This window comes from Nonomuraea sp. NPDC050733 (genome assembly GCF_040654215.1).
In the GTDB taxonomy this organism is placed as follows: Bacteria; Actinomycetota; Actinomycetes; order Streptosporangiales; family Streptosporangiaceae; genus Nonomuraea.
On the sequence record NZ_JBFAHO010000006.1, the window covers coordinates 28995 to 47713 of the forward strand.

Here is an 18719-nt window from a genome sequence, read left to right on the forward strand (position 1 = left end):
CGAAGAAGCCATAGTGCTCGACACGCACGAAGGAGCCATAGTGCTCGACACGCACGAAGGAGCCATAGCGCTCGACACGAAGGAGCCCTGGTGAGCCGTCCGGACGCGCGCACGCTGATCGAAACGGTCCTCGACAAGGGGTCGTGGACGTCGTGGGACGCGCCGCCCGCCGATCCGGCCGCGCCGGGCTCCTCCTACGCCGAGGAGCTGGCTGTCGCGCGGGCCAAGTCGGGCTACGACGAGTCCGTGATCACCGGTGAGGGGCTGCTGGACGGGCGGCGGGTCGCGGTGGTGGCGAGCGAGTTCTCGTTCATGGCGGGGTCGATCGGCGTGGCGGCGGCCGAGCGGATCACCTCGGCGGTGGAGCGGGCGGAGCGGGAGCGGCTGCCGCTGCTGGCGGCGCCGGCCTCGGGCGGCACCAGGATGCAGGAGGGCGCGGTCGCGTTCGTGCAGATGGTGAAGATCACCGCGGCGGTGCAGGCGCACCGGGCGGCGGGGCTGCCGCACGTGGTGTATCTGCGTCATCCGACGACGGGCGGGGTGTTCGCCTCGTGGGGGTCGCTGGGGCACGTGACGACGGCGGAGCCGGGGGCGCTGATCGGGTTCCTGGGGCCGAGGGTGTTCGAGGCGTTGCACGGTTACCCGTTCCCGGAGGGGGTGCAGCTCGCGGAGAACCTGTTCCGGCACGGCCTGGTGGACGCGGTGGTGCCGGCGGAGGACGCGCGGGAGCTGGCGGCGCGGGCGCTGTCGGTGCTGTGCGCGGACACGGCGGGGCTGTCGCCGGGCGAGCCGCCGGAGGAGGACCTGCGGCCGGTGGAGGCGTGGGAGGCGATCAGCCGGTCGCGTCGTGACGACCGTCCGGGGGTGCGGTCGCTGCTCAAGCTGGCCGCCGCGGACGTGACCCCGCTGAACGGCACCGGCGCGGGGGAGAACGATCCGGGGCTGCTGCTGGCGCTGGCCAGGTTCGGCGGGGCGCCGGCGGTGGTGCTGGGGCAGGACCGGCGCAGTCAGCGTTCCAGCGCGCCGCTGGGTCCGGCGGGGCTGCGGATCGCGCGGCGCGGCATGCGGCTGGCGTCGGAGCTGGGGCTGCCGTTGGTGACGGTGATCGACACGGCGGGGGCGGCGCTGTCGAAGGCGGCCGAGGAGGGCGGGCTGGCGGGGGAGATCGCCCGCTGCCTGGCCGACATGGTGACGCTGGACGCGCCGACGGTGTGCCTGCTGCTGGGTGAGGGCGCGGGTGGCGCGGCGCTGGCGTTGCTGCCGGCGGATCGGGTGCTGTGCGCGCAGCACGCGTGGTTGTCGCCGCTGCCGCCGGAGGGCGCCTCGGCGATCCTCTACCGGTCGGTGGACTTCGCCCCGGAGATCGCCCAGGCGCAGGGGGTGCGGGCCACGGACCTGCGCCGTTCGGGGATCGTGGACCGGGTGATCCCGGAGCGGCCGGACGCCGCGTACGAGCACCGGGCGTTCTGCGAGCGGGTGGGGCGGGCGCTGGAGCACGAGATCGCGGTGCTGCTCCGGCAGCCTGCGGGGGACAGGCTGGCGGGCCGCCTGTCCCGTTATCGTCACCTGGGCGCCTGAGCGGCGCCGTGTCCGGCCGTCAGGGGACCGGGATGCGCTCGACGCGGATGGAGACGACCTCCTCGCGGGGCACGACGACCTCGTAGGCGCCGTGGTCGACCATCCAGTAGCCGAGCGCCTCGGCCTTCATGCCGCTGTGGCCGAGGTAGGCGATGTGCAGGCCGTCGTCGTCCTCGTCGAGGACGACGCACGGCTCGCCGCCGAAGGCGCCGACGGTGCGGATGAGGACGAGCCATTCCAGCTCGTCGCGGCCGACCTCGCGCCGCCAGTAGCCGGAGGCCGCCTCGAACCCGTCGAGCTCCTCCTCGCTGAACAGGACGACCTGGTCGCTGTCGGGGCCGAGCGCGGCGGGCAGGGTGTGCTCGCCGAAGCGGGCGATGAACCCCGAGGCCACGGGGGTGAGCTCGTCGTTCATGCGGCCGGCCGCCAGGTCAGCCCGTCGTAGGCGGCGAAGGGGCGCTCGTCCTCGTCGGTGAGGTGGACGATCTCCGCGCCGGCCGGGATCGGCATGGGGACGGTGTGGAACTGGGGCACCGTGTGGTGCGTCGAGGTGGTGAAGCCGTTGCCGGCGAACGGTGCCACGTCGCTCCAGTCGCCGCCCATGTGCGGGCCGTAGGGGACGACGTAGCTGTCGACGTCGCGGGCGTACCACCGCATCACGTACAACTCGGGCACCTCGGCGGTGAGCTCGGACCCGTCGAAGGACAGGTCGAGCCCGAAGTAGAGGTCGCGGGGCGTGGTCAGCCGCGCGCAGTCCTGCACGCGGTAGACGTACCCGGAGATCACCGTGCGCTTGCCCGAGAGGTAGGGGACGAGCAGACGCGGTGGGACCACCTTCTGCATGTGCGTTCTGCTCACGTCCTCATTTTACGATCTGTTGACACCGAGAATGCGATGTTCGAGGCAGGGGAGTGTTGCGCGGGCCGCGGCGGTGGTCTCGGCGTCGACCGTGACGAGCTGGACGCCGGGGGCCGTGCCGAGGTCGGCGCGGGCGACGCCGAGGGGGTCGACGAGCATGCTGCGGCCGACGCCGAACCCGTCGGACGACTCGGCCGGGTTGGGGGCCTGGCCGACGGCGGCCGTCCACATGGTGTTCTCCAGGGCGCGGGCGCGGACCAGCGTGACCCAGTGGTCCTCCTTGAGCGGCCCCGACCCCCAGGCGGCGATGACCGCGAACAGGTCGGCGCCCCGGTCGACCAGTGCCCGGGTCAGCTCGGGGAAGCGCAGGTCGTAGCAGGTGACGAGGCCGACGCGCAGCCCGGCGAGCTCGACGACGGCCGGCTCGGAGCCGGGGGCGACCAGCTCCGACTCCCTGGCGCCGAACGAGTCGAACAGGTGGATCTTGCGGTAGGCGGCCCTGAGCTCGCCGCCGGCGTCGAGCGCCACGGCGGTGTTGTGGACGCGCCCGTCGCCGCCGCCCGGCTCGAACACCCCGGCGATCACGGCGGTGCCGTGCTCGCGCGCCGCCTCGGCCAGGCCGGTGACGAACGGCCCGTCGAGCGGCTCGGCCAGCTCGGTGATGCGCCTGCCGTAGCGGGTGAGCGTCGCCTCGGGGAAGATCGCCAGGTCCGCGCCCTCGGCGCGGGCCAGCGCCTCGCGGACCCTCTTGAGGTTGGTCTCCGGGTCAGGGGAGACCGGGATCTGGCACAGGGCGATGGTGGTCACGGCCCGACTCTAGCCGGTTGGGCACCCGGCGGAACCAGGTCAGGCAGCGCCAGACCCACTCCATCGGGCCGTACCGGTGGCGGGCCAGCCACCAGCGGCCGAACAGGGCCTGGGCGGTGACGGTGAGGGCGGCGACGGCCACGACCGACCAGCGGGTGGGGTCGGCGGCCACGAGCGGAGCGGTGAGGACCACGACGGCGGTGCCGGTGAGGTAGTTGGTCAGCGCCATCCGGCCGAGCGGTTCGAGGACGGCCGACAGCGGATCGCCCCAGCGGGTGCGCAGGAGCAGCAGGAACCCGGTGGAGAAGGCGGCGGCGCCGGCGAGGGTGGCGAGGGTGTAGACGACCCAGACACGGCGGTCATGGGTGCCGGCGGCCCAGTCGGCGCTGGTCATCCAGGCGGCGGAGAGCAGGGCGGAGGCGAGGGCGCTGACGGCGAAGACGGGCGGGAGCAGCCACGCGGGCGGGCGGAGCTGCATGAGGGCCATGCCGAGCAGGAACAGGCCGGGGATGAGCATGATCCCGCCGCCGGTGAGGACTCCCCAGGTGATCACGCCGGCCGAGAGCAGCAGGATCGGCACCCCGCCGGACAGGAACGAGGCGGGCAGCAGCAGGACGAGGCCGTAGAAGGCGTAGTCGGTCAGCACCTCGCCCTCGTAGAAGGCGTGCTGGGCGATGCCGAAGCAGAACAGCCAGAACAGGCGCGGCAGCAGCCTCAGCCGGCCGGCCCGCTGGAGGAACAGCACGAAGCTGATGCCGAACAGCAGCGAGAAGATCGGGTAGAAGTGGCTCTGGAACAGGATCTCGATCGTGACGTCGAGGCCGGTGCGCGGCTTGTGGGGCGTGTGCTGCCAGGTGTTGACGAGCATGATCCCGGCCACCGCGAAGCCGCGGAGGGCGTCGAGCGCGCGGATGCGGGTCACGGCAGCCAGGACGCACCACCCCATGTCACAGGAACCAGGCAAACCACCATACGAGGAATCCTGCCCCGACGAGGGCCGCTCCAGCGTGCCCGGGGGTCCGGCGCACGGCGAGGCTCGCGAGGGTGAGCGCGACCGCGACGGCAGCCAGCCAGCCGTACGCCTCGACGGCGGCGGGCAGGCCGACGGCGAGTGCGGTCTCATTCCGGCTGATCAGCCCGTACGCCGACTGCGCGAGCAGGCCGGCGGACGCGGCCCCGGCCAGGCCGGCGAAGGCGGTGAGCGCCCGGCCGCGCAGCGCGCCCGCGACGAGCTGGGCGAGCGCGACGAGGGCGAACAGCGCGAGGGGGGCCGCGAGCCAGGGAGCCTTCGAGATCGCGTAGGGGGCGCCGGTCACGCGCAGGTCGGCGGCGGCCAGCCGGCGCGGCACGCCGGTCTCGGGGCGGGAGCAGCCGGTCCCGGCCGAGGCGGGGTCGGCGACGAAGGCGGCCATGCGCTCGCGGGCGCACGTGCTGGTCAGGAAGACCGCGTGCCCGGCGCCGTCGAACTCGGCGTACTGGGCGTGCGGCAGCGCCCGCGCGGCGGGCTCGCTCGTGCGGGGCGGGGTGGTGGGATCGAACCGGCCGGCGACGACGAGGACCGGGGCCTGTGTGGTGGCGGCGGACGGCTTGGCGGCGGGCAGCTTCCAGGCGTCGCAGACGGCCTTGTCGACCTCCACCGTGAACAGGCGGGACGGGGCGGCGAAGCCGTTGGAGGGGATCTCGTCCTGGCACTGCACCGCCTCGTACAGGCCGAGCTCGTGGGAGGTGAGGCCGTCGCCGACCGCGTCGGTGAGGGGGCGCAGCGGCTCGTCGTGCCCGTTCGCCAGGGCGGTGACCAGCGGGGCGGAGACGGCTATCACGCCGGTCTCGTGCAGCGCCTCGGCCATCAGGGTCGCCACGTCGCCGCCGTCCAGGCGGGCCGGCACCTCGGCGCCGCGCAGCGGGTCCACGGTGGTGACGCGCGCGGGCGTCGCGTCGAGCCGTCTGACGGCCGCGTCGAAGCGGTCCGTCAGGCCGAGATGGGCGAGGGTGTCGTCGAGGTTGCGCCGGACGTCGTCGTACCAGGGCACGCTCTGCGGCAGGAACGAGTCGAGCAGCACGGACCGCACGGCCCCGGGGTCGGCCGCGGCGGCGTCCACCATGACGCGGGTGGAGTAGCTGACGCCGAACAGGTTCCAGGAGGGGTAGCCGAGGGCGCCGCGCAGGGCGACGACGTCGGCGGCGATCTCCTTGGTGGTGTAGCCGCGCAGGTCCACGCCCTGCTGTTCCAGCCGGGTGCGGCACTGTGCGGCCGCCTCGGCGGGGCGTAAGGGGGAGGCGGGCCGGGTGAGGCGGTCGAGCATGGCCTGCGCCAGCTCGGGGCAGCCGAGCCGCGGCCAGGAGTACTTGCCGCCGCGCTGCTCGATCGTCACCACGTCGCGGTCGGGGAACATCTGGCTGAGGAAGCCGGTGAGTTGCAGCGACGAGGAGCCGGGGCCGCCGCTCATGTAGACGACCGGGTCGGGCCTGCGGGCGGGGTCGGTGGAGCGGTGGACGGCGTACCCGACCTTGATCGTGCGACCGGGCGCGTCGCGGCGCTCGGGCACCACGAGGAACCCGCACGTGGTCCCCGGCGGCGTGGCGACGGGGCACTGTCCGGTCTCGATCCCGGCCTGGACCCCGTTCTCCGGGGTGGGCGCCGGGGTGGGCGCCGGGGGAGTCGGCGGGGTGAGCGTCAGGGCGAGGGAGAGCAGGACCCGGGTGATCACGGGTCGAGACTAGAGCAGCCGCCGCCGGTCGCGGGGGCACGGACACTAAGGTGGTGCCGTGAGGGAACCACTCGTTTCGCGGATGCGCGCGTTCGGCACCACGATCTTCGCCGAGATGAGCGCGCTGGCCCTGCGTACGGGCTCGATCAACCTGGGGCAGGGCTTCCCCGACACCGACGGGCCCGCCTCGATGCTGGAGGAGGCGGTGCGGGCGATCAGGTCCGGCGCCAACCAGTACCCTCCCGGCCCCGGCGTGCCCGAGCTGCGGCAGGCCGTCTCCGAGCACCGGGCCGCCCACTACGGCCTCGGCTACGCCGCCGACGGCGAGGTGCTCGTGACGGTCGGCGCGACCGAGGCCATCGCGGCGGCCGTCCTGGCGCTGTGCGAGCCAGGCGACGAGGTCATCGCGTTCGAGCCGTACTACGACTCCTACGCCGCCTCGATCGCGCTGGCCCAGGCGCGGCTGACCGCGGTGACGCTGCGCCCGGTCGAGGGGCGGTTCACCTTCGACCCGGCCGAGCTGCGCGCCGCCGTCACCCCGCGCACCCGCGCGATCCTGGTCAACTCCCCGCACAACCCGACGGGCACCGTGTTCACGCGCGAGGAGCTGACGGTCATCGCGGAGCTCTGCCAGGAGCGGGGGCTGATCGCGATCACCGACGAGGTGTACGAGCACCTGACGTTCGACGGGGTGGAGCACGTGCCGCTGGCGACGCTGCCCGGCATGCGCGAGCGCACCGTGATGATCTCCTCGGCGGGCAAGTCGTTCTCGGTCACGGGCTGGAAGACCGGCTGGGTGTGCGCGCCGGCGGAGCTGGTGCGGGCGGTGACGACGGTCAAGCAGTTCCTGACGTTCACGGCGAGCGCGCCGTGGCAGCTCGCGGTCGCCCACGGCCTGCGGCACGAGCTGGCGTGGGTGGCGCAGCTGCGGGCCGGGCTCCAGGACAAGCGCGACCGGCTGATGGAGGGGCTGGCGGCGGCGGGGTTCGAGGTGCTGCGGCCCGCGGGCACGTACTTCGTGCAGACCGACATCCGGCCGCTGGGCTTCACCGACGGGCTGGAGCTGACGCGCCGGCTGCCGGAGCTGGCGGGCGTGGTCGCCATCCCGACGCAGGTCTTCTACGACCATCCCGAGCGGGGCGGCCACTTCGTCCGGTTCGCCTTCTGCAAGAAGGACGAGGTCATCGACGAGGCGGTCACCCGCCTCAAGCGGCTGTCATCCGGCTGAGTCGTCGTGGTCGGGGCCCTCGACCGGGGCGAGGGCGGCGCCGGCCGTCTTGGAGTCGGCGCCGGTGGCCAGCATCAGGTCCACCACGATCGATCGGAGCTGCGCCACGATGACGTCGGCGGAGAAGCCGAGCCGCTCGGGTCGCTGCCGCCCGGCGGTCGCGGTGAGCGCCTGCCGGGTCAGGACGGGGTCGCGGCCCGCCGCCAGCTCCAGTTGCAGCAGCAGCGCCGCCTCCGACACCTCGCGCATGGAGGCGGCCAGAGAGACGGGCGGCGGGGTGGGCTCGCCCAGCGACGCCAGGGTGCGCCGCGCCAGCACCCGGGCGTTGCGCAGGGCGTGGTCGATCGGCACGGAGGCCTTCTGGTAGCGGGCGAGCCGGGTGCGGCGGTGCCAGTGCAGAGGGGAGACGAGGGCGACCTCCTTGCTGGTGACCAGCGCCTGCTGGAAGTCCTCGATGGTCGACTGGGTGCCGCGTCCCACGGCCAGCGCCTCGGCGGCCAGGTCGGCGTCGCCCTGCTCGATGGCGTCGGCCGCCCGTTCCAGGACCGTGGACAGCGCGTCGAGCACCGCGGAGGCGTGCCTGGCCGCGAGCGTGAACGGGCTGATCGGCAGCAGCGCGACCGCGGCGATGGCGATGACGCCTCCGGTCAGGGCGTCGAGCATCCGGTCGAGGCCGCCGCCGCCGGCTCCCGGCACGAGCGTGGCGACGAGCACCGCCGACGAGCCGGACTGGGCCACGAACAGCGGCGCGCCGTTCAGGAGCGTCGCCGTGCCCATGGCCAGGGCGACGACGAGGGCGAGCTGCCACGCGCCGGAGCCGATCCAGGCGACCAGCAGGTCGCCGACGCCGACGCCGAGGCTGACGCCGACCACCAGCTCGATGACGCGGCGCAGCCGCTGGCCGAGACCGACGCCGAGGCAGATGAGCACGGAGATGGGCGCGAAGAACGGCTGCGGATGGCCGAGCAGGTGGATGGCGGCCGTCCAGGCCAGCCCCGCGCCGACGGCCGACTGGACGATCGCCGGCCCCATGTGCCCGAACGCCGCCACCCGTTCCCGCATGTGATCGCCGAGCCTCGTTGCCACACCTCCACCCTGGCGGATCTTTATGACATTACGGTCACGCCACGCACCGTAGAAGATACCCACCCGTAATCCCTCGTCCCGGGCATTGGCTCCGCCAGGGGACGAACGCGTGGTCAGCGCGCCGCCACGCTGGAGCGCTCGGCGTCCAGCCCGCAGATCCGCGAGCTGGCCCACGACCGGGTCCGCACGGCGGTCCTGGAGCCGCTGAGGACCCGGCTGGGCGGGGAGGAGGTCGAACTGCGCGCCTCGCTCGCCACGATGATCGTCCTGGGGAGCGGGCGGTTCCGCTACCTGTTCGGGCCGATCACGCCCGGGACGCGCGAGGAGGTGGTGAGCCGGCTGACCCAGGTGTTCCGCGCCTGCCTGAGCTGACGCGGCTCATCTCCACGCGTGCCGTCACGCGCCCGGCTCGGCCAGGAAGTCGTCGACCGCGCGCAGGAACTCCCGCCGCGCCGAGACGTGCACGAGGTGACCGGCCTCGATCGTGACCAGGCGGGCGCCCGGGATCAGCTCGGCCACCAGCTCCGACCGGAACGGGCTCGCCGTCCCGCCCGACAGCACCAGGGCCGGCGCCGCGATGCCCCGCAGCCCGTCGCGCCAGGCCGGGTCCGGGGTGACGAGCTGCCGCTCCGTCTCGTGCATCATCCGCCAGTCGAACCCCGTCGATTCGTCCTCCTCGACGGGCGCGCGGCCCTCCAGCGGGTACGGCTGCGGCGGGTCCTCCAGCACCAGCCGCCCCACCAGGGCGGGATGGCGGATGGTCAGCAGGCACGCGACGACCCCGCCGAGCGAGTGGCCCACGACCACGGCGCTGCCGATCCCCAGCTGCCGGATCAGGGCCGCGACGTCGTCGGCCATGTCCGGGACGGCGTAGGAGCCGGGGTGCTCGCTGGCTCCGTGGCCGCGCAGGTCGGGCGCGATGACGTGGTGGCGGGCGGCGAAGTGCTGGGTGATGCCGTTCCAGTCGTTGTGGTCGGCGGTGCGCCCGTGCAGGAGCACGAGCGCGGGCGACGCGGGGTCACCCTCCTCGCGGAAGGACAGCTTCACTCCGTTGACGGCCGCTTCACGAATCACAGCCGCGACCCTACCGCCCGGCCCACATGAGACGAGAATTCCGGATATTGGTAGACATTGGCAGACATTGCCCATGAAGGGACGCCGGGACAGTGAGTAGCGTCGCCAGGGACGGGCCGGCGGGTTTGGCCTGATGTTTGCGCGGGCCGGCGACGCGCCCGCCGGGCGGCCGGGTATCTCGCCCCGGGGAACCGACCGGGGCAGGGGCGGACGAAGGGGCGACCGATGCCGGATCCGATAGAAGTGCGCAAGGTACCGATCGAGAGCGTGACCGACGCCTCCGGCCTGGAACGGCTCATCGACGCCGGCGTCATCGAGGCGCACCGGGTGCTCGCCGTCGTCGGCAAGACCGAGGGCAACGGCGGCGTGAACGACTACACCCGCATCCTGGCCGACCGTGCCTTCCGTGACGTGCTGGCGGCCAAGGGCCACCCGGCCCCCGAGACCGTACCCCTGGTGTGGTCCGGAGGCACCGACGGCATCCTCAGCCCGCACGCCACGATCTTCGCCACCCTCGACCCGGCCGCGGCCGTCCCGTCGGACGAGCCGCGCGTGTCCGTCGGCGTCGCGATGAGCGACGTGATCCTGCCGGAGGACATCGGCCGCCCCGCCATGGTGGAGAAGGTCGCGGCGGGCGTCCGGGAGGCCATGAAGATCGCCGGCATCGACGACCCGCGCGACGTGCACTACGTCCAGACCAAGACCCCGCTGCTCACCCTCGCCACCATCACCGAGGCCAGGAGCCGCGGCCAGGACACGGCCATCGAGGAGACCGGCCCGTCCATGGACCTGTCGAACTCCACCACCGCCCTCGGCATCGCCGTCGCCCTCGGCGAGATCGAGCCGCCCCGGGCCGACCAGATCCACAAGGACCTGTCCCTGTACTCGTCGATCGCGTCCTGCTCCTCGGGGGTGGAGCTGGACCGCGCCCAGATCGTGCTGGTCGGCAACGTACGGGGGATCGGCGGCCGCTACCGGATCGGCCACAGCGTCATGAAGGACGCCCTGGACGCCGACGGCATCTGGGCGGCCATCCGCGACTCCGGTCTGGCGCTGCCCGACCGCCCGCACCCCTCCGACCTGGGCGACCGCCTGGTGAACGTCTTCATGAAGTGCGAGGCCGATCCCGCGGGCCGGGTACGTGGCAGGCGCAACATCATGCTGGACGACTCCGACGTCCACTGGCACCGGCAGATCAAGGCGGCGGTGGGCGGGGTGGCGGCCTCGGTGACAGGCGACCCGGCGGTGTTCGTCTCGGTCGCCGCCGTCCACCAGGGCCCCTCGGGCGGCGGCCCGGTCGCGGCCATCACCACCCACTGACCCGTCCCCGCGCCCGCGCGCGCCGACGAACGGGCGTCAGGGCGGGCCGCGGGCCCAGCGGATGTGAGGCCGATGACGATCTTCACCGGCATGCACCCGGCGCAGGGGCGCCACCGGGTCGTCCGGCAGTCCCTCGAGCAGGAGTTCCCCGTCACGCAGGCGAGGTGCCCAAGGTCGCGGTGGACTGTACGGCCGCAGGTGAAGGTCGAAACAGCGCTGTGTTCGCTCTCTGAAGCGCCGTCTTCCCCGGTAAGCGCGTTCAGGTGGAGGCGGCGCGCTCAGAAGGTGAAGCGGGGGGCGGACGGGGTCAGCACGGCCGTCTTCGAGGCGGCGCCCCAGACGGCGTCCAGCTCGCCCGCGAGCGCCTCCGCCAGCCGCGCCACGTCACGGGCCGCCGTCTCGTGCAACGCCTCGGCGACGATGAGCACGGAACGCGTCGTGTCACGGACGGCCGAAAGGCCGCTCTGCCGGTTCGTCCAGCGCCGGGCGTGGGCCCGTCCGCCGCCGTCGGCGAAGATCACCTCACCGGGCGCGGGGTGCTCGGTCTCGCCGGAGAAGGTCAGGTACGCCTCGTCGCCCGCGGCGTGCCGTACCTCCAGGAAGTCAGCGACGTGGTCGACGTCGAACACCGCCACCGGGATCGCGTACGCCACCGACACCGCGTTGCACAGGTCGATCAGCGGGTGGATGCGCGGAAGCGCCCCCTCCTTGCGCAGACGCCGCAGCAGCGACTCCGAGGCGCAGCGGTACTGGGTCGGCTTGAGACCCATCCGCCCGAACGCCCGCCGCCACGCCTGGACCTCCGGAAGCTCGCCCTCCGATGATTCCGCGAGCCGCCTGGCCGCCGTCGCCGCGTACTCCGCCACCCGGGCGTCCACGGAGACGTCCGGCCGGATCCCCTCTGCGTACAGCACCGCCGGAGCCAGCTCCGGGAAGTCGCGCCAGACCGTGTCCGCGTGCTCGAACCGCACCGCCACCTCCAAGATCAAGAGAGTCCACCCTACCGGGCGGCACGGCTGTGCTCGGGAGGCAGTGGGGAGGCGGCCTGCGGTCTGTTGTGAGAAAGGGGACCGGCGTGTCGGTGTGTCGGGAGGTGGGCGAGAGGGCGGTGCATGGGTGGGTGGAAGGCCGTTGGTAGGCGGTGGCCTCGGAGGTCGGTGGGTGGTCACTGGGCGGTCGGGAGGCGGGGCGGCGTGCGGGGGTGTTCGGGGAGCGGGGGAGGACGGCGGTAGTGTCGGGAGCTGTGCCGACCATCCCGCGACCTCTCGACCCGGACGACGACGGACGCCCCGCGCCCGCGCTGGCCGCCGCGCTCGCCTCCTACCAGGACGGCACGGCAGGCCCGGCCGACGTGCTGGCCGTGCTCACCGGGGCCCGGCTCCTGGTCCCCGTCGTCGCCCTGCTGACCGAGTCCGAGGTCGGCGAGCACGGGCTGCGGCAGGAGAAGGAGAGCGAGATGGCGCTGCCCAAGCTCGTCGGCAAGGACGGCAGGCAGGCCGTGCTGGCGTTCACGGGCACGGAGGCGCTGGCGCGGTGGCGGCCCGACGCCCGGCCGGTGCAGGCGAGCACCCCGCAGGTGTGCCAGGCGGCGGCCCACGAGCAGGCGGCGGCCGTGGTCGTGGATGTCGCGGGGCCGGTGCCGTTCGTGATCGAGGGCGAGGTGCTGGAGGCGCTGGCCGCGGTCGCGTCGGGCACGCTCGACCAGCTCGCGGGTGCGACGGTGGCCCGCGTGCGACCGGCCCCTCGCCGCCGCCGCTGGTTCTCCCGCAAACCCACCTGACGCCCCGGCCCACCTGAGGTCCTCACTGGCCCACCCGGCATCCGACCCACCTGCCTGCCGTCCCGGCCCACCTGACACCCTTACCCGCCTGCAGTGTCTGCCCGCGTGACCTCCTTACCCGCCTGCCGGTCCCGCCCGCCTGCCGGCGCCGTCGGTGAGCCGCGTGTCCGAGTGCGGCCGAGTCCGCGAACCGGCACGTTATTGCGAACATGAGGTAACGATCGCCGGGTTCAGGAGGCTTGGACCGTGAGATCGGCCTTTCGCGTCTCGCCCGGCCTCCTCCAGGCGTTCGGCGAGATCTGGGGTCGGCGCAACGTCGCCGACAAGGTCAAGGACGTCAAGGTCTTCCGCAATCGGGTGGTCGGCGTGCTGCGCCTGCACGCAGACCGGATGTGGCTCCAGTCCGGAGGCGGCTGCCTCACGGTCTTCAGTCCCGTCGACGACGAGACCACCGAGAAATTGGAGCGTCTGCATGCCCTCGCGGCCTGACCCGTGCCGAACGGCTCGGGCGGCCGCGATCACGCCGAGATGAACGGCTCCGTCAGGTGCGGTGTCGCCAGGTGCAGCGTGGTGGCGGGTTCGTGGCCGAGCATGCGCTTCCTTGAGTGCCTGGCCGCCTCAGGGTCGATCTCGTGCGAGTAGGCGAGCTCGGGGTGGAGCAGTTGGAGCGCGTGCACCAGGAGGTCGCCGGTGATGAGCGCCAGCTCGTGCCCGTCGCTGACCAGCACGCTCTGGTGACCGGGCGTATGCCCGGGCGTGGCGACCGTGCGCCCGGCGCGCAGCGGCGTGTCCCCGTCGAGGAGCCGGAGCTGGCCGGCCGCCGTGAGCGGGTCGGTGAGGGTCTCGCGAAGCTGCGGGTTGAGCGCGTCGAGGGCGTCGAACTCGGCCCGCTGGAGCAGGTATTCGGCGTTCGGGAAGTAGGGGCGGCGGTTGCTGGTCGCGCTGCCGGGCGCGGGGGCGCCGCCCACCGCGCTGCTGGTCGAAGCGTTGCCGTCCACCGCGCCGCCCGCTGATGGGACGGCCGCCTCGGTCACGACCGCCCATCCGACGTGGTCGGTGTGCAGATGCGTGAGCACCACGGTGTCGACCTCGGCCGGGTCGATGCCCGCGGCGGTGAGCGATTCGGGGAGCGCACCGGGCACGGGCGCCCACGAGCGGGCCGGGCTGTCCGCCGGACCGATCCCGGCGTCCACGATGGTGAGGCCCTTGTCGCTGCGGATCGCATACGCGCGAAACTGGAGCCGCCAGCGGCCCTCGGCGTCGACCGCGCCCGGGTCGTAGCGGTCGGCCTCGGCCCACTGAGCGGCCGTGGCATCGGGGAAGGCCTCGGCGCGCGGGGAGAAGAATGGGCCCTCGCCATCGGCGAGGGCGATGATCTCGGTCGAGCCGATCCGGAGGCGGGGAACGCTGAGGGACATGGCCGCGATCCTGCCATGCCTGCACGCCGGTGGTGACTCGCCCCACCACCGGCTCCTGAACGTGCTGTGCTCGCGGGCCCGGTCTGTGTGAGCACGACGATGAGTTCGAGCATGCCGGCCCACACCATGGCCGATGCCATCCTCTACGTCCGCATCAATGACAGTTCGCACGGCGAGATCGGGATCAACTCCGCGGATCGGCGCCGACCAAGGCGCAGAACCGCAGATGATCCTCAAGGGCCCGGCCGTACGCCGTGACCGTGTTCGGTGCGCGTCCGATGTTGGCCGTGAACTGCAGCCATCGCCGTGCTTGCTCCTGCCCGGCGACCAGGGGGAACTTGTCCCAGATGATCTCCACCATGGACGACCAAGGTAGATCGTCCAGATTCCAAATAATGGCCACGAGGCACCCGGCCGCCGGACTAGGGTCGGCCTGTGGCGGTCCTGGTGGCACTGGCGGCGTTGGCCGGACTCCTCGCCGGCCGCTACGTCCGCGTCCTGGCCGGAGGCTTCACCTACGCCGATCCCGACGCGGACCCCCACGCGGACCCCCACGCGGACCCCCACGCGGACCCGCACACGGGCACCCACGCGGGCACCCACACGGGCACCCGTGCCGGACCCGGCCTGGACGCCCGTGCCGAGGCGCGGGGGGCGTTCGGCCGGGCCCTGCGCACCTGGCCCGTCCCCGCCTGGCCGCCGACCGTGGAGGTCGCCACCGCCGCCGTCACCGCCCTGGTCGCCTGGCGGGCCGGGCTGCCGTACGTCTACCTCGCCGTCGCCGGCACCGCCCTCGCGCTGATCGACTGGCGTACCTCCCGGCTGCCCGACGCGATCACCCTGCCCTCGTACCCGCTGCTGGCCCTCAGCCTGCTGCCCACCGGCGAGGTGCCGCGCGCCCTGCTGGGTGCGGCGGCGCTCGCGGCCGTGTACGGCGTGCTGTGGCTGGTCAGGCCGGCCGCGATGGGGCTCGGCGACGTGAAGCTGGCCGGGCTCATCGGCATGGCCGCCGCCGCGCGGGGCTGGGAGGCGTGGGCCGTGGCCGCCGTCGCCGGGCAGCTCCTCGGCGCCCTGTACGCCCTCGCGCTCCTCCTGACCAGGCGGGCGACCCGGGACACACAGTTCCCGCTGGGGCCGTTCATGCTGCTCGGCGCCCTTGTGGCGCTCTGCCTCGAAGGGTGAGCGGGGCGGAGCGGGTGGATGCGCGTCTCGGCTGGTGAACGGTGGGCCATCCCACTGGGCGGGACATGGAAGACTTGGACGCATGTTGCGCTGGTTGACCGCCGGAGAGTCTCACGGGCCGGAGCTCGTTGCCGTCATGGAGGGCCTGCCGGCCGGGGTCGAGGTGACCACGGCCGCCATCGACGAGGCGCTGCGCCGCCGCCGCCTCGGCTATGGGCGCGGCGCCCGGATGAAGTTCGAGCAGGACCAGGTGACGATCGCCGGCGGCGTCCGCCACGGCCGCACCATGGGCAGCCCGATCGCCGTGCGCGTCGGCAACACCGAGTGGCCCAAGTGGGAGAAGGTCATGGCGGCCGACCCCGTCGACCCGGCCGAGCTGGAGGGGCTGGCGCGCAACGCGCCGCGCTCGCGGCCCCGCCCCGGCCACGCCGACCTGGCGGGCATGCAGAAGTACGGCTTCGACGACGCGCGGCAGGTCCTCGACCGGGCCAGCGCCCGTGAGACGGCGGCCCGGGTGGCACTGGGCGAGGTGGCCAGGCGCTTCCTCAAGCAGGCGCTCGGCGTCGACATCGTCAGCCACGTCACCGAGATCGGCGGCGCCAGGACACCGGCCGAGACCCTGCCCGGCCCGGGTGACCTGGCCCGGATCGACGACGACCCGGTCAGGTGCTCCGACCCCGAGGGCAGCGCCGCCATGGTCGCCGTCATCGACAAGGCCCACAAGGACGGCGACACGCTCGGCGGCGTCGTCGAGGTGCTCGCCTACGGCCTGCCGCCCGGCCTGGGCAGCTACACCCACTGGGACCGCCGCCTCGACTCCCGCCTGGCCGCCGCGCTCATGGGCATCCAGGCGATCAAGGGCGTGGCGGTCGGCGACGGGTTCGAGACGGCCCGCCGCCCCGGCTCCCAGGCCCACGACGAGATCGAGTACACGACCGAGAACGGCGTCAGGCGCATCACCAACCGCGCCGGCGGCGTCGAGGGCGGCATGACCAACGGCGAGGTCCTGCGGGTCAGCGCCGCCATGAAGCCGATCTCCACCGTGCCGCGCGCGCTGGCCACGATCGACGTCAAGACCGGCGAGGCCGCCAAGGCCCACCACGAGCGCTCCGACGTGTGCGCGGTCCCGGCCGCGGGCGTCGTGGCCGAGGCGATGGTCGCGCTGGTGCTGGCCGACGCCGCGCTCGAGAAGTTCGGCGGCGACTCCGTCGAGGAAGTCGCCCGTAACCTGTCCGGCTACCTCTCCTCCATGGTGATCAAGTGACCAGAGCCGTGCTGATCGGACCGCCCGGGTCCGGCAAGACCACCCTCGGCCGGCTGCTCGCCGAGCGGCTCGGCGTCGCCTTCCGCGACACCGACGCCGACGTGGAGGCCGTCGCCGGCAAGTCCGTCGCCGACATCTTCGTCGAGGACGGCGAGGAGCGCTTCCGCGAGCTGGAGCACGCCGCGGTCCGGCAGGCGCTGGCCGAGCACGACGGCGTGCTGTCGCTCGGCGGCGGCGCCGTGCTCAACGAGGAGACGCAGGCGCTGCTCGCCGGCCACCCCGTCGTCTACCTCCAGGTGGGGCTGGCCGACGCGGTGCAGCGGGTCGGCCTGGCCTCGGCCCGGCCGCTGCTCGTGCTCAACCCGCGCAGCCGGCTCAAGAAGCTCATGGAGGAGCGGCGGCCCGTCTACGAGCGGCTCGCCGTCCTGACCGTCGTCACCGACCAGCGCGACCCCGAGGAGCTGGCCGACGAGATCCTGAAGGGGCTCGCCTCATGACCGCGACGAGGATCACCGTGCGCGGCGACAGCCCGTACGACGTGGTGGTCGGAACCGGCGTGCTGAGCGAGCTGCCGGGGCTGCTCAAGCCGGGTGTGCGCACGGTCGCGGTGGTCCACCCGGCCGGGCTGCCGGAGATCGCCCGTCCGGTGTGCGCGTCGCTGTCGGACGCCGGGTTCGACGTGGTGGCGCTGCCCGTGCCCGACGGCGAGCAGGCCAAGACCGTCGAGGTGGCGGCGCAGCTGTGGTCGGCGTTCGGCCGCTACGGCGTCACCCGTTCCGACGCCGTGGTGGGTGTCGGGGGCGGGGCCACGACCGACCTGGCGGGGTTCGTGGCGGCCACGTGGCTGCGCGGGCTCCAGGTGGTGCTGGTCCCGACGACGCTGCTCGCGATGGTCGACGCCGCCGTCGGGGGCAAGAACGGCATCGACACGCCCGAGGGCAAGAACCTCGTCGGAACGTTCCTGCCGCCCGCGGGCGTGCTGTGCGACCTGGCGACGCTGGGGAGCATGCCGCGGGCCGACTACGTGGCGGGGCTCGCGGAGATCATCAAGGGCGGGTTCATCGCCGACCCGGTCATCCTCGACCTCATCGAGCAGGACCCGGCCGACGCCACCCGCCCCGAGGGCCGCCACACCCGCGAGCTGATCGAGCGCAAGATCCAGGTCAAGGCCGACGTCGTGGGCGCCGACCTGCGCGAGGCCGGGCTGCGCGAGATCCTCAACTACGGCCACACGCTGGGCCACGCCATCGAGCGGGCCGAGCAGTACCACATGCGCCACGGCGAGGCGGTGGCGATCGGCATGGTGTACGCCGCCGAGCTGTCCCGGCTCGACGGCCGTGTGGGCGCCGACCTGGTCGAGCGTACCCGTTCCATTCTCGCCGCCGTCGGCCTGCCCACGGCCTACCGCGCCGACGCCTGGCCGCGCCTGCGCGACCACATGCGGCTGGACAAGAAGAACCGCGGCGCCAAGCAGCGCTTCGTGGTCCTCGACGGGCTGGCCAAGCCTGGCCGCCTGGAGGACCCGTCCGAGGAGCTGCTCGAAGCCGCCTACCAGGAGATCTCCCACTGAGACCGTCATGAGACACTACGGCTCCTTCGTCGCGCTCGGCGACAGCTTCACAGAAGGCCTCAACGACCCGGGCCACGACGGCCACTACCGCGGCTGGGCCGACCGGGTCGCCGAGCGCCTGGCCGCCGAGGACCCCTCGTTCCGTTACGCCAACCTCGCGGTCCGCGGCAAGCTGCTCGGGCAGATCGTCGAGCAGCAGGTGCCCTTGGCCGTGCAGATGGCGCCCGACCTGGTCAGCCTGTGCGCCGGGGGCAATGACCTGCTGCGGCCGGGCAGCGACCCGGACGTCATGGCCAAGACCCTGGCCGGGGCCGTGCGCGACCTGCGGGCGAGCGGGGCCGACGTGCTGCTGTTCACGGGCGTCGACCCGCGCGACACGCCGCTGATGCGCCGCCTGCGCGGCCGCTTCGCCATCTTCTACCTGCACATCCGCTCGATCGCCGACCTGTACGGCTGCAAGCTGGTCGACCAGTGGTCGATGCAGGGGCTGCGCGACTGGCGCGCCTGGAGCGACGACCGGCTGCACATGAACGAGGACGGCCACCGGCTGGTCGCGGCCCGGGTGCTGGACGTGCTCGGGGTGCCGTTCGACGACTGGCGCAAGACGTGGCCGGAGCGGACGACGGACCCTCGGGCCAGGCGGCGCGAGGACGCGCAGTGGATCCGCGAGCACCTGGTGCCGTGGGTGAGCCGGCGGCTGCGCGGCACCTCCTCGGGCGACGGCCTCGACCCCAAGCGCCCCGACCTCGCCCCGTGGGACCACTGACCTACCCCTTCACCGGCTTCCGGCACCACTGACCTCCCGCGCACCTCCGGCTCCGGCACGCCGGCGCGCTGACGCTTCGG

At 73.5% G+C, this 18719-nt stretch carries 21 protein-coding genes; 11 read left to right on the forward strand and 10 right to left on the reverse strand.

The window, feature by feature from the left end:
• Positions 1-90: 90 nt before the first annotated feature.
• Positions 91-1578: a carboxyl transferase domain-containing protein gene (locus AB0H64_RS13635; RefSeq protein WP_357623607.1), complete on the forward strand. Its 1488-nt coding sequence runs from the start codon at positions 91-93 to the stop codon at positions 1576-1578.
• A 19-nt stretch (positions 1579-1597) separates the two neighbouring features.
• Here the strand turns inward: AB0H64_RS13635 and AB0H64_RS13640 are convergent, their stop codons facing one another.
• Genes AB0H64_RS13640 through AB0H64_RS13660 form a run of 5 tightly spaced genes read right to left on the reverse strand, consistent with a single transcriptional unit; the run spans position 1598 to position 5951 of the window.
• Positions 1598-1993, reverse strand: a complete 396-nt coding sequence (locus AB0H64_RS13640; RefSeq protein WP_310712622.1) for a hypothetical protein — start codon at positions 1991-1993, stop codon at positions 1598-1600.
• Positions 1990-2436 carry a hypothetical protein gene (locus tag AB0H64_RS13645; protein WP_357623609.1) on the reverse strand — a complete coding sequence of 149 codons (447 nt, stop codon included), beginning with the start codon at positions 2434-2436 and terminating at the stop codon, positions 1990-1992. Before AB0H64_RS13645 ends, AB0H64_RS13640 begins: the two co-directional genes overlap by 4 nt.
• Positions 2437-2445: 9 nt before the next feature.
• Positions 2446-3243, reverse strand: coding sequence for a carbon-nitrogen hydrolase family protein (locus AB0H64_RS13650; protein ID WP_357623611.1), 798 nt, complete (start codon positions 3241-3243; stop codon positions 2446-2448).
• Entirely contained in the window at positions 3203-4165 is a 963-nt protein-coding gene (locus AB0H64_RS13655) for a DUF418 domain-containing protein (RefSeq protein ID WP_357623613.1), read from the reverse strand. Before AB0H64_RS13655 ends, AB0H64_RS13650 begins: the two co-directional genes overlap by 41 nt.
• A gap of 25 nt (positions 4166-4190) precedes the next feature.
• Positions 4191-5951 (reverse strand): alpha/beta hydrolase, encoded by a 1761-nt coding sequence (locus AB0H64_RS13660; RefSeq protein WP_357623614.1) that lies wholly within the window; start codon positions 5949-5951, stop codon positions 4191-4193.
• Positions 5952-6009: 58 nt separating this feature from the next.
• Between AB0H64_RS13660 and AB0H64_RS13665 the strand changes: the two genes are divergently transcribed.
• A complete protein-coding gene (locus AB0H64_RS13665; protein WP_357623616.1) occupies positions 6010-7179 on the forward strand; it encodes a pyridoxal phosphate-dependent aminotransferase in 1170 nt (389 codons plus the stop codon).
• Here the strand turns inward: AB0H64_RS13665 and AB0H64_RS13670 are convergent.
• Positions 7168-8265 carry an FUSC family protein gene (locus AB0H64_RS13670; RefSeq protein WP_357623617.1) on the reverse strand — a complete coding sequence of 366 codons (1098 nt, stop codon included), beginning with the start codon at positions 8263-8265 and terminating at the stop codon, positions 7168-7170. The two genes, AB0H64_RS13665 and AB0H64_RS13670, sit on opposite strands and share 12 nt — an antisense overlap.
• Before the next feature lie 156 nt (positions 8266-8421).
• On the opposite strand from AB0H64_RS13670, the gene AB0H64_RS13675 reads away from it, so the two are divergent.
• Positions 8422-8637, forward strand: a complete 216-nt coding sequence (locus AB0H64_RS13675) for a hypothetical protein (RefSeq protein WP_357624062.1) — start codon at positions 8422-8424, stop codon at positions 8635-8637.
• A 24-nt stretch (positions 8638-8661) separates the two neighbouring features.
• Here AB0H64_RS13675 and AB0H64_RS13680 read toward each other — a convergent pair whose 3' ends face one another.
• Positions 8662-9339, reverse strand: coding sequence for an alpha/beta fold hydrolase (locus AB0H64_RS13680; RefSeq protein WP_357623618.1), 678 nt, complete (start codon positions 9337-9339; stop codon positions 8662-8664).
• Positions 9340-9564: 225 nt separating this feature from the next.
• Here AB0H64_RS13680 and AB0H64_RS13685 point away from each other — a divergent pair, with 225 nt between their 5' ends.
• Entirely contained in the window at positions 9565-10659 is a 1095-nt protein-coding gene (locus AB0H64_RS13685) for a ring-opening amidohydrolase (RefSeq protein ID WP_357623619.1), read from the forward strand.
• Positions 10660-10937: 278 nt separating this feature from the next.
• On the opposite strand, the gene AB0H64_RS13690 is transcribed toward AB0H64_RS13685, so the two are convergent.
• A complete protein-coding gene (locus AB0H64_RS13690) occupies positions 10938-11648 on the reverse strand; it encodes a phenylalanine--tRNA ligase beta subunit-related protein (protein ID WP_357623620.1) in 711 nt (236 codons plus the stop codon).
• A 254-nt stretch (positions 11649-11902) separates the two neighbouring features.
• On the opposite strand from AB0H64_RS13690, the gene AB0H64_RS13695 reads away from it, so the two are divergent.
• On the forward strand, positions 11903-12439 hold the full coding sequence (locus AB0H64_RS13695; protein WP_357623621.1) for an SseB family protein: 537 nt from the start codon (positions 11903-11905) through the stop codon (positions 12437-12439).
• Positions 12440-12685: 246 nt separating this feature from the next.
• The gene (locus AB0H64_RS13700; RefSeq protein WP_357623622.1) at positions 12686-12928 is read left to right on the forward strand and encodes a hypothetical protein; all 243 of its coding nucleotides are present in this window, start codon (positions 12686-12688) and stop codon (positions 12926-12928) included.
• A 29-nt stretch (positions 12929-12957) separates the two neighbouring features.
• On the opposite strand, the gene AB0H64_RS13705 is transcribed toward AB0H64_RS13700, so the two are convergent.
• Both AB0H64_RS13705 and AB0H64_RS13710 read right to left on the reverse strand, forming a co-directional pair.
• Positions 12958-13857, reverse strand: a complete 900-nt coding sequence (locus AB0H64_RS13705; RefSeq protein WP_357623623.1) for an MBL fold metallo-hydrolase — start codon at positions 13855-13857, stop codon at positions 12958-12960.
• Positions 13858-14041: 184 nt separating this feature from the next.
• On the reverse strand, positions 14042-14218 hold the full coding sequence (locus AB0H64_RS13710) for a hypothetical protein (protein ID WP_357623625.1): 177 nt from the start codon (positions 14216-14218) through the stop codon (positions 14042-14044).
• A 74-nt stretch (positions 14219-14292) separates the two neighbouring features.
• On the opposite strand from AB0H64_RS13710, the gene AB0H64_RS13715 reads away from it, so the two are divergent.
• The 5 genes from AB0H64_RS13715 (at position 14293) to AB0H64_RS13735 (ending at position 18639) form a co-directional block, all read left to right on the forward strand.
• The gene (locus tag AB0H64_RS13715) at positions 14293-15039 is read left to right on the forward strand and encodes an A24 family peptidase (protein WP_357623627.1); all 747 of its coding nucleotides are present in this window, start codon (positions 14293-14295) and stop codon (positions 15037-15039) included.
• 82 nt (positions 15040-15121) lie between these two features.
• Positions 15122-16303 carry a chorismate synthase gene (aroC, locus tag AB0H64_RS13720; protein WP_357623629.1) on the forward strand — a complete coding sequence of 394 codons (1182 nt, stop codon included), beginning with the start codon at positions 15122-15124 and terminating at the stop codon, positions 16301-16303.
• A complete protein-coding gene (locus tag AB0H64_RS13725; protein WP_357623631.1) occupies positions 16300-16800 on the forward strand; it encodes a shikimate kinase in 501 nt (166 codons plus the stop codon). Before aroC ends, AB0H64_RS13725 begins: the two co-directional genes overlap by 4 nt.
• Positions 16797-17873: a 3-dehydroquinate synthase gene (gene aroB, locus AB0H64_RS13730; protein WP_357623633.1), complete on the forward strand. Its 1077-nt coding sequence runs from the start codon at positions 16797-16799 to the stop codon at positions 17871-17873. Before AB0H64_RS13725 ends, aroB begins: the two co-directional genes overlap by 4 nt.
• Before the next feature lie 7 nt (positions 17874-17880).
• A complete protein-coding gene (locus tag AB0H64_RS13735) occupies positions 17881-18639 on the forward strand; it encodes an SGNH/GDSL hydrolase family protein (protein ID WP_357623634.1) in 759 nt (252 codons plus the stop codon).
• Positions 18640-18719 lie beyond the last annotated feature (80 nt).

Excerpts from the sequence above, each read along its gene's own strand:
- AB0H64_RS13735 (WP_357623634.1), top strand. The coding sequence starts at position 17,881 with ATGAGACACTACGGCTCCTTCGTCGCGCTCGGCGACAGCTTCACAGAA.
- AB0H64_RS13640 (WP_310712622.1), bottom strand. The coding sequence starts at position 1,993 with ATGAACGACGAGCTCACCCCCGTGGCCTCGGGGTTCATCGCCCGCTTC.
- AB0H64_RS13705 (WP_357623623.1), bottom strand. The coding sequence starts at position 13,857 with ATGTCCCTCAGCGTTCCCCGCCTCCGGATCGGCTCGACCGAGATCATC.
- AB0H64_RS13710 (WP_357623625.1), bottom strand. The coding sequence starts at position 14,218 with ATGGTGGAGATCATCTGGGACAAGTTCCCCCTGGTCGCCGGGCAGGAG.
- aroB (WP_357623633.1), top strand. The coding sequence starts at position 16,797 with ATGACCGCGACGAGGATCACCGTGCGCGGCGACAGCCCGTACGACGTG.
- AB0H64_RS13685 (WP_357623619.1), top strand. The coding sequence starts at position 9,565 with ATGCCGGATCCGATAGAAGTGCGCAAGGTACCGATCGAGAGCGTGACC.
- aroC (WP_357623629.1), top strand. The coding sequence starts at position 15,122 with ATGTTGCGCTGGTTGACCGCCGGAGAGTCTCACGGGCCGGAGCTCGTT.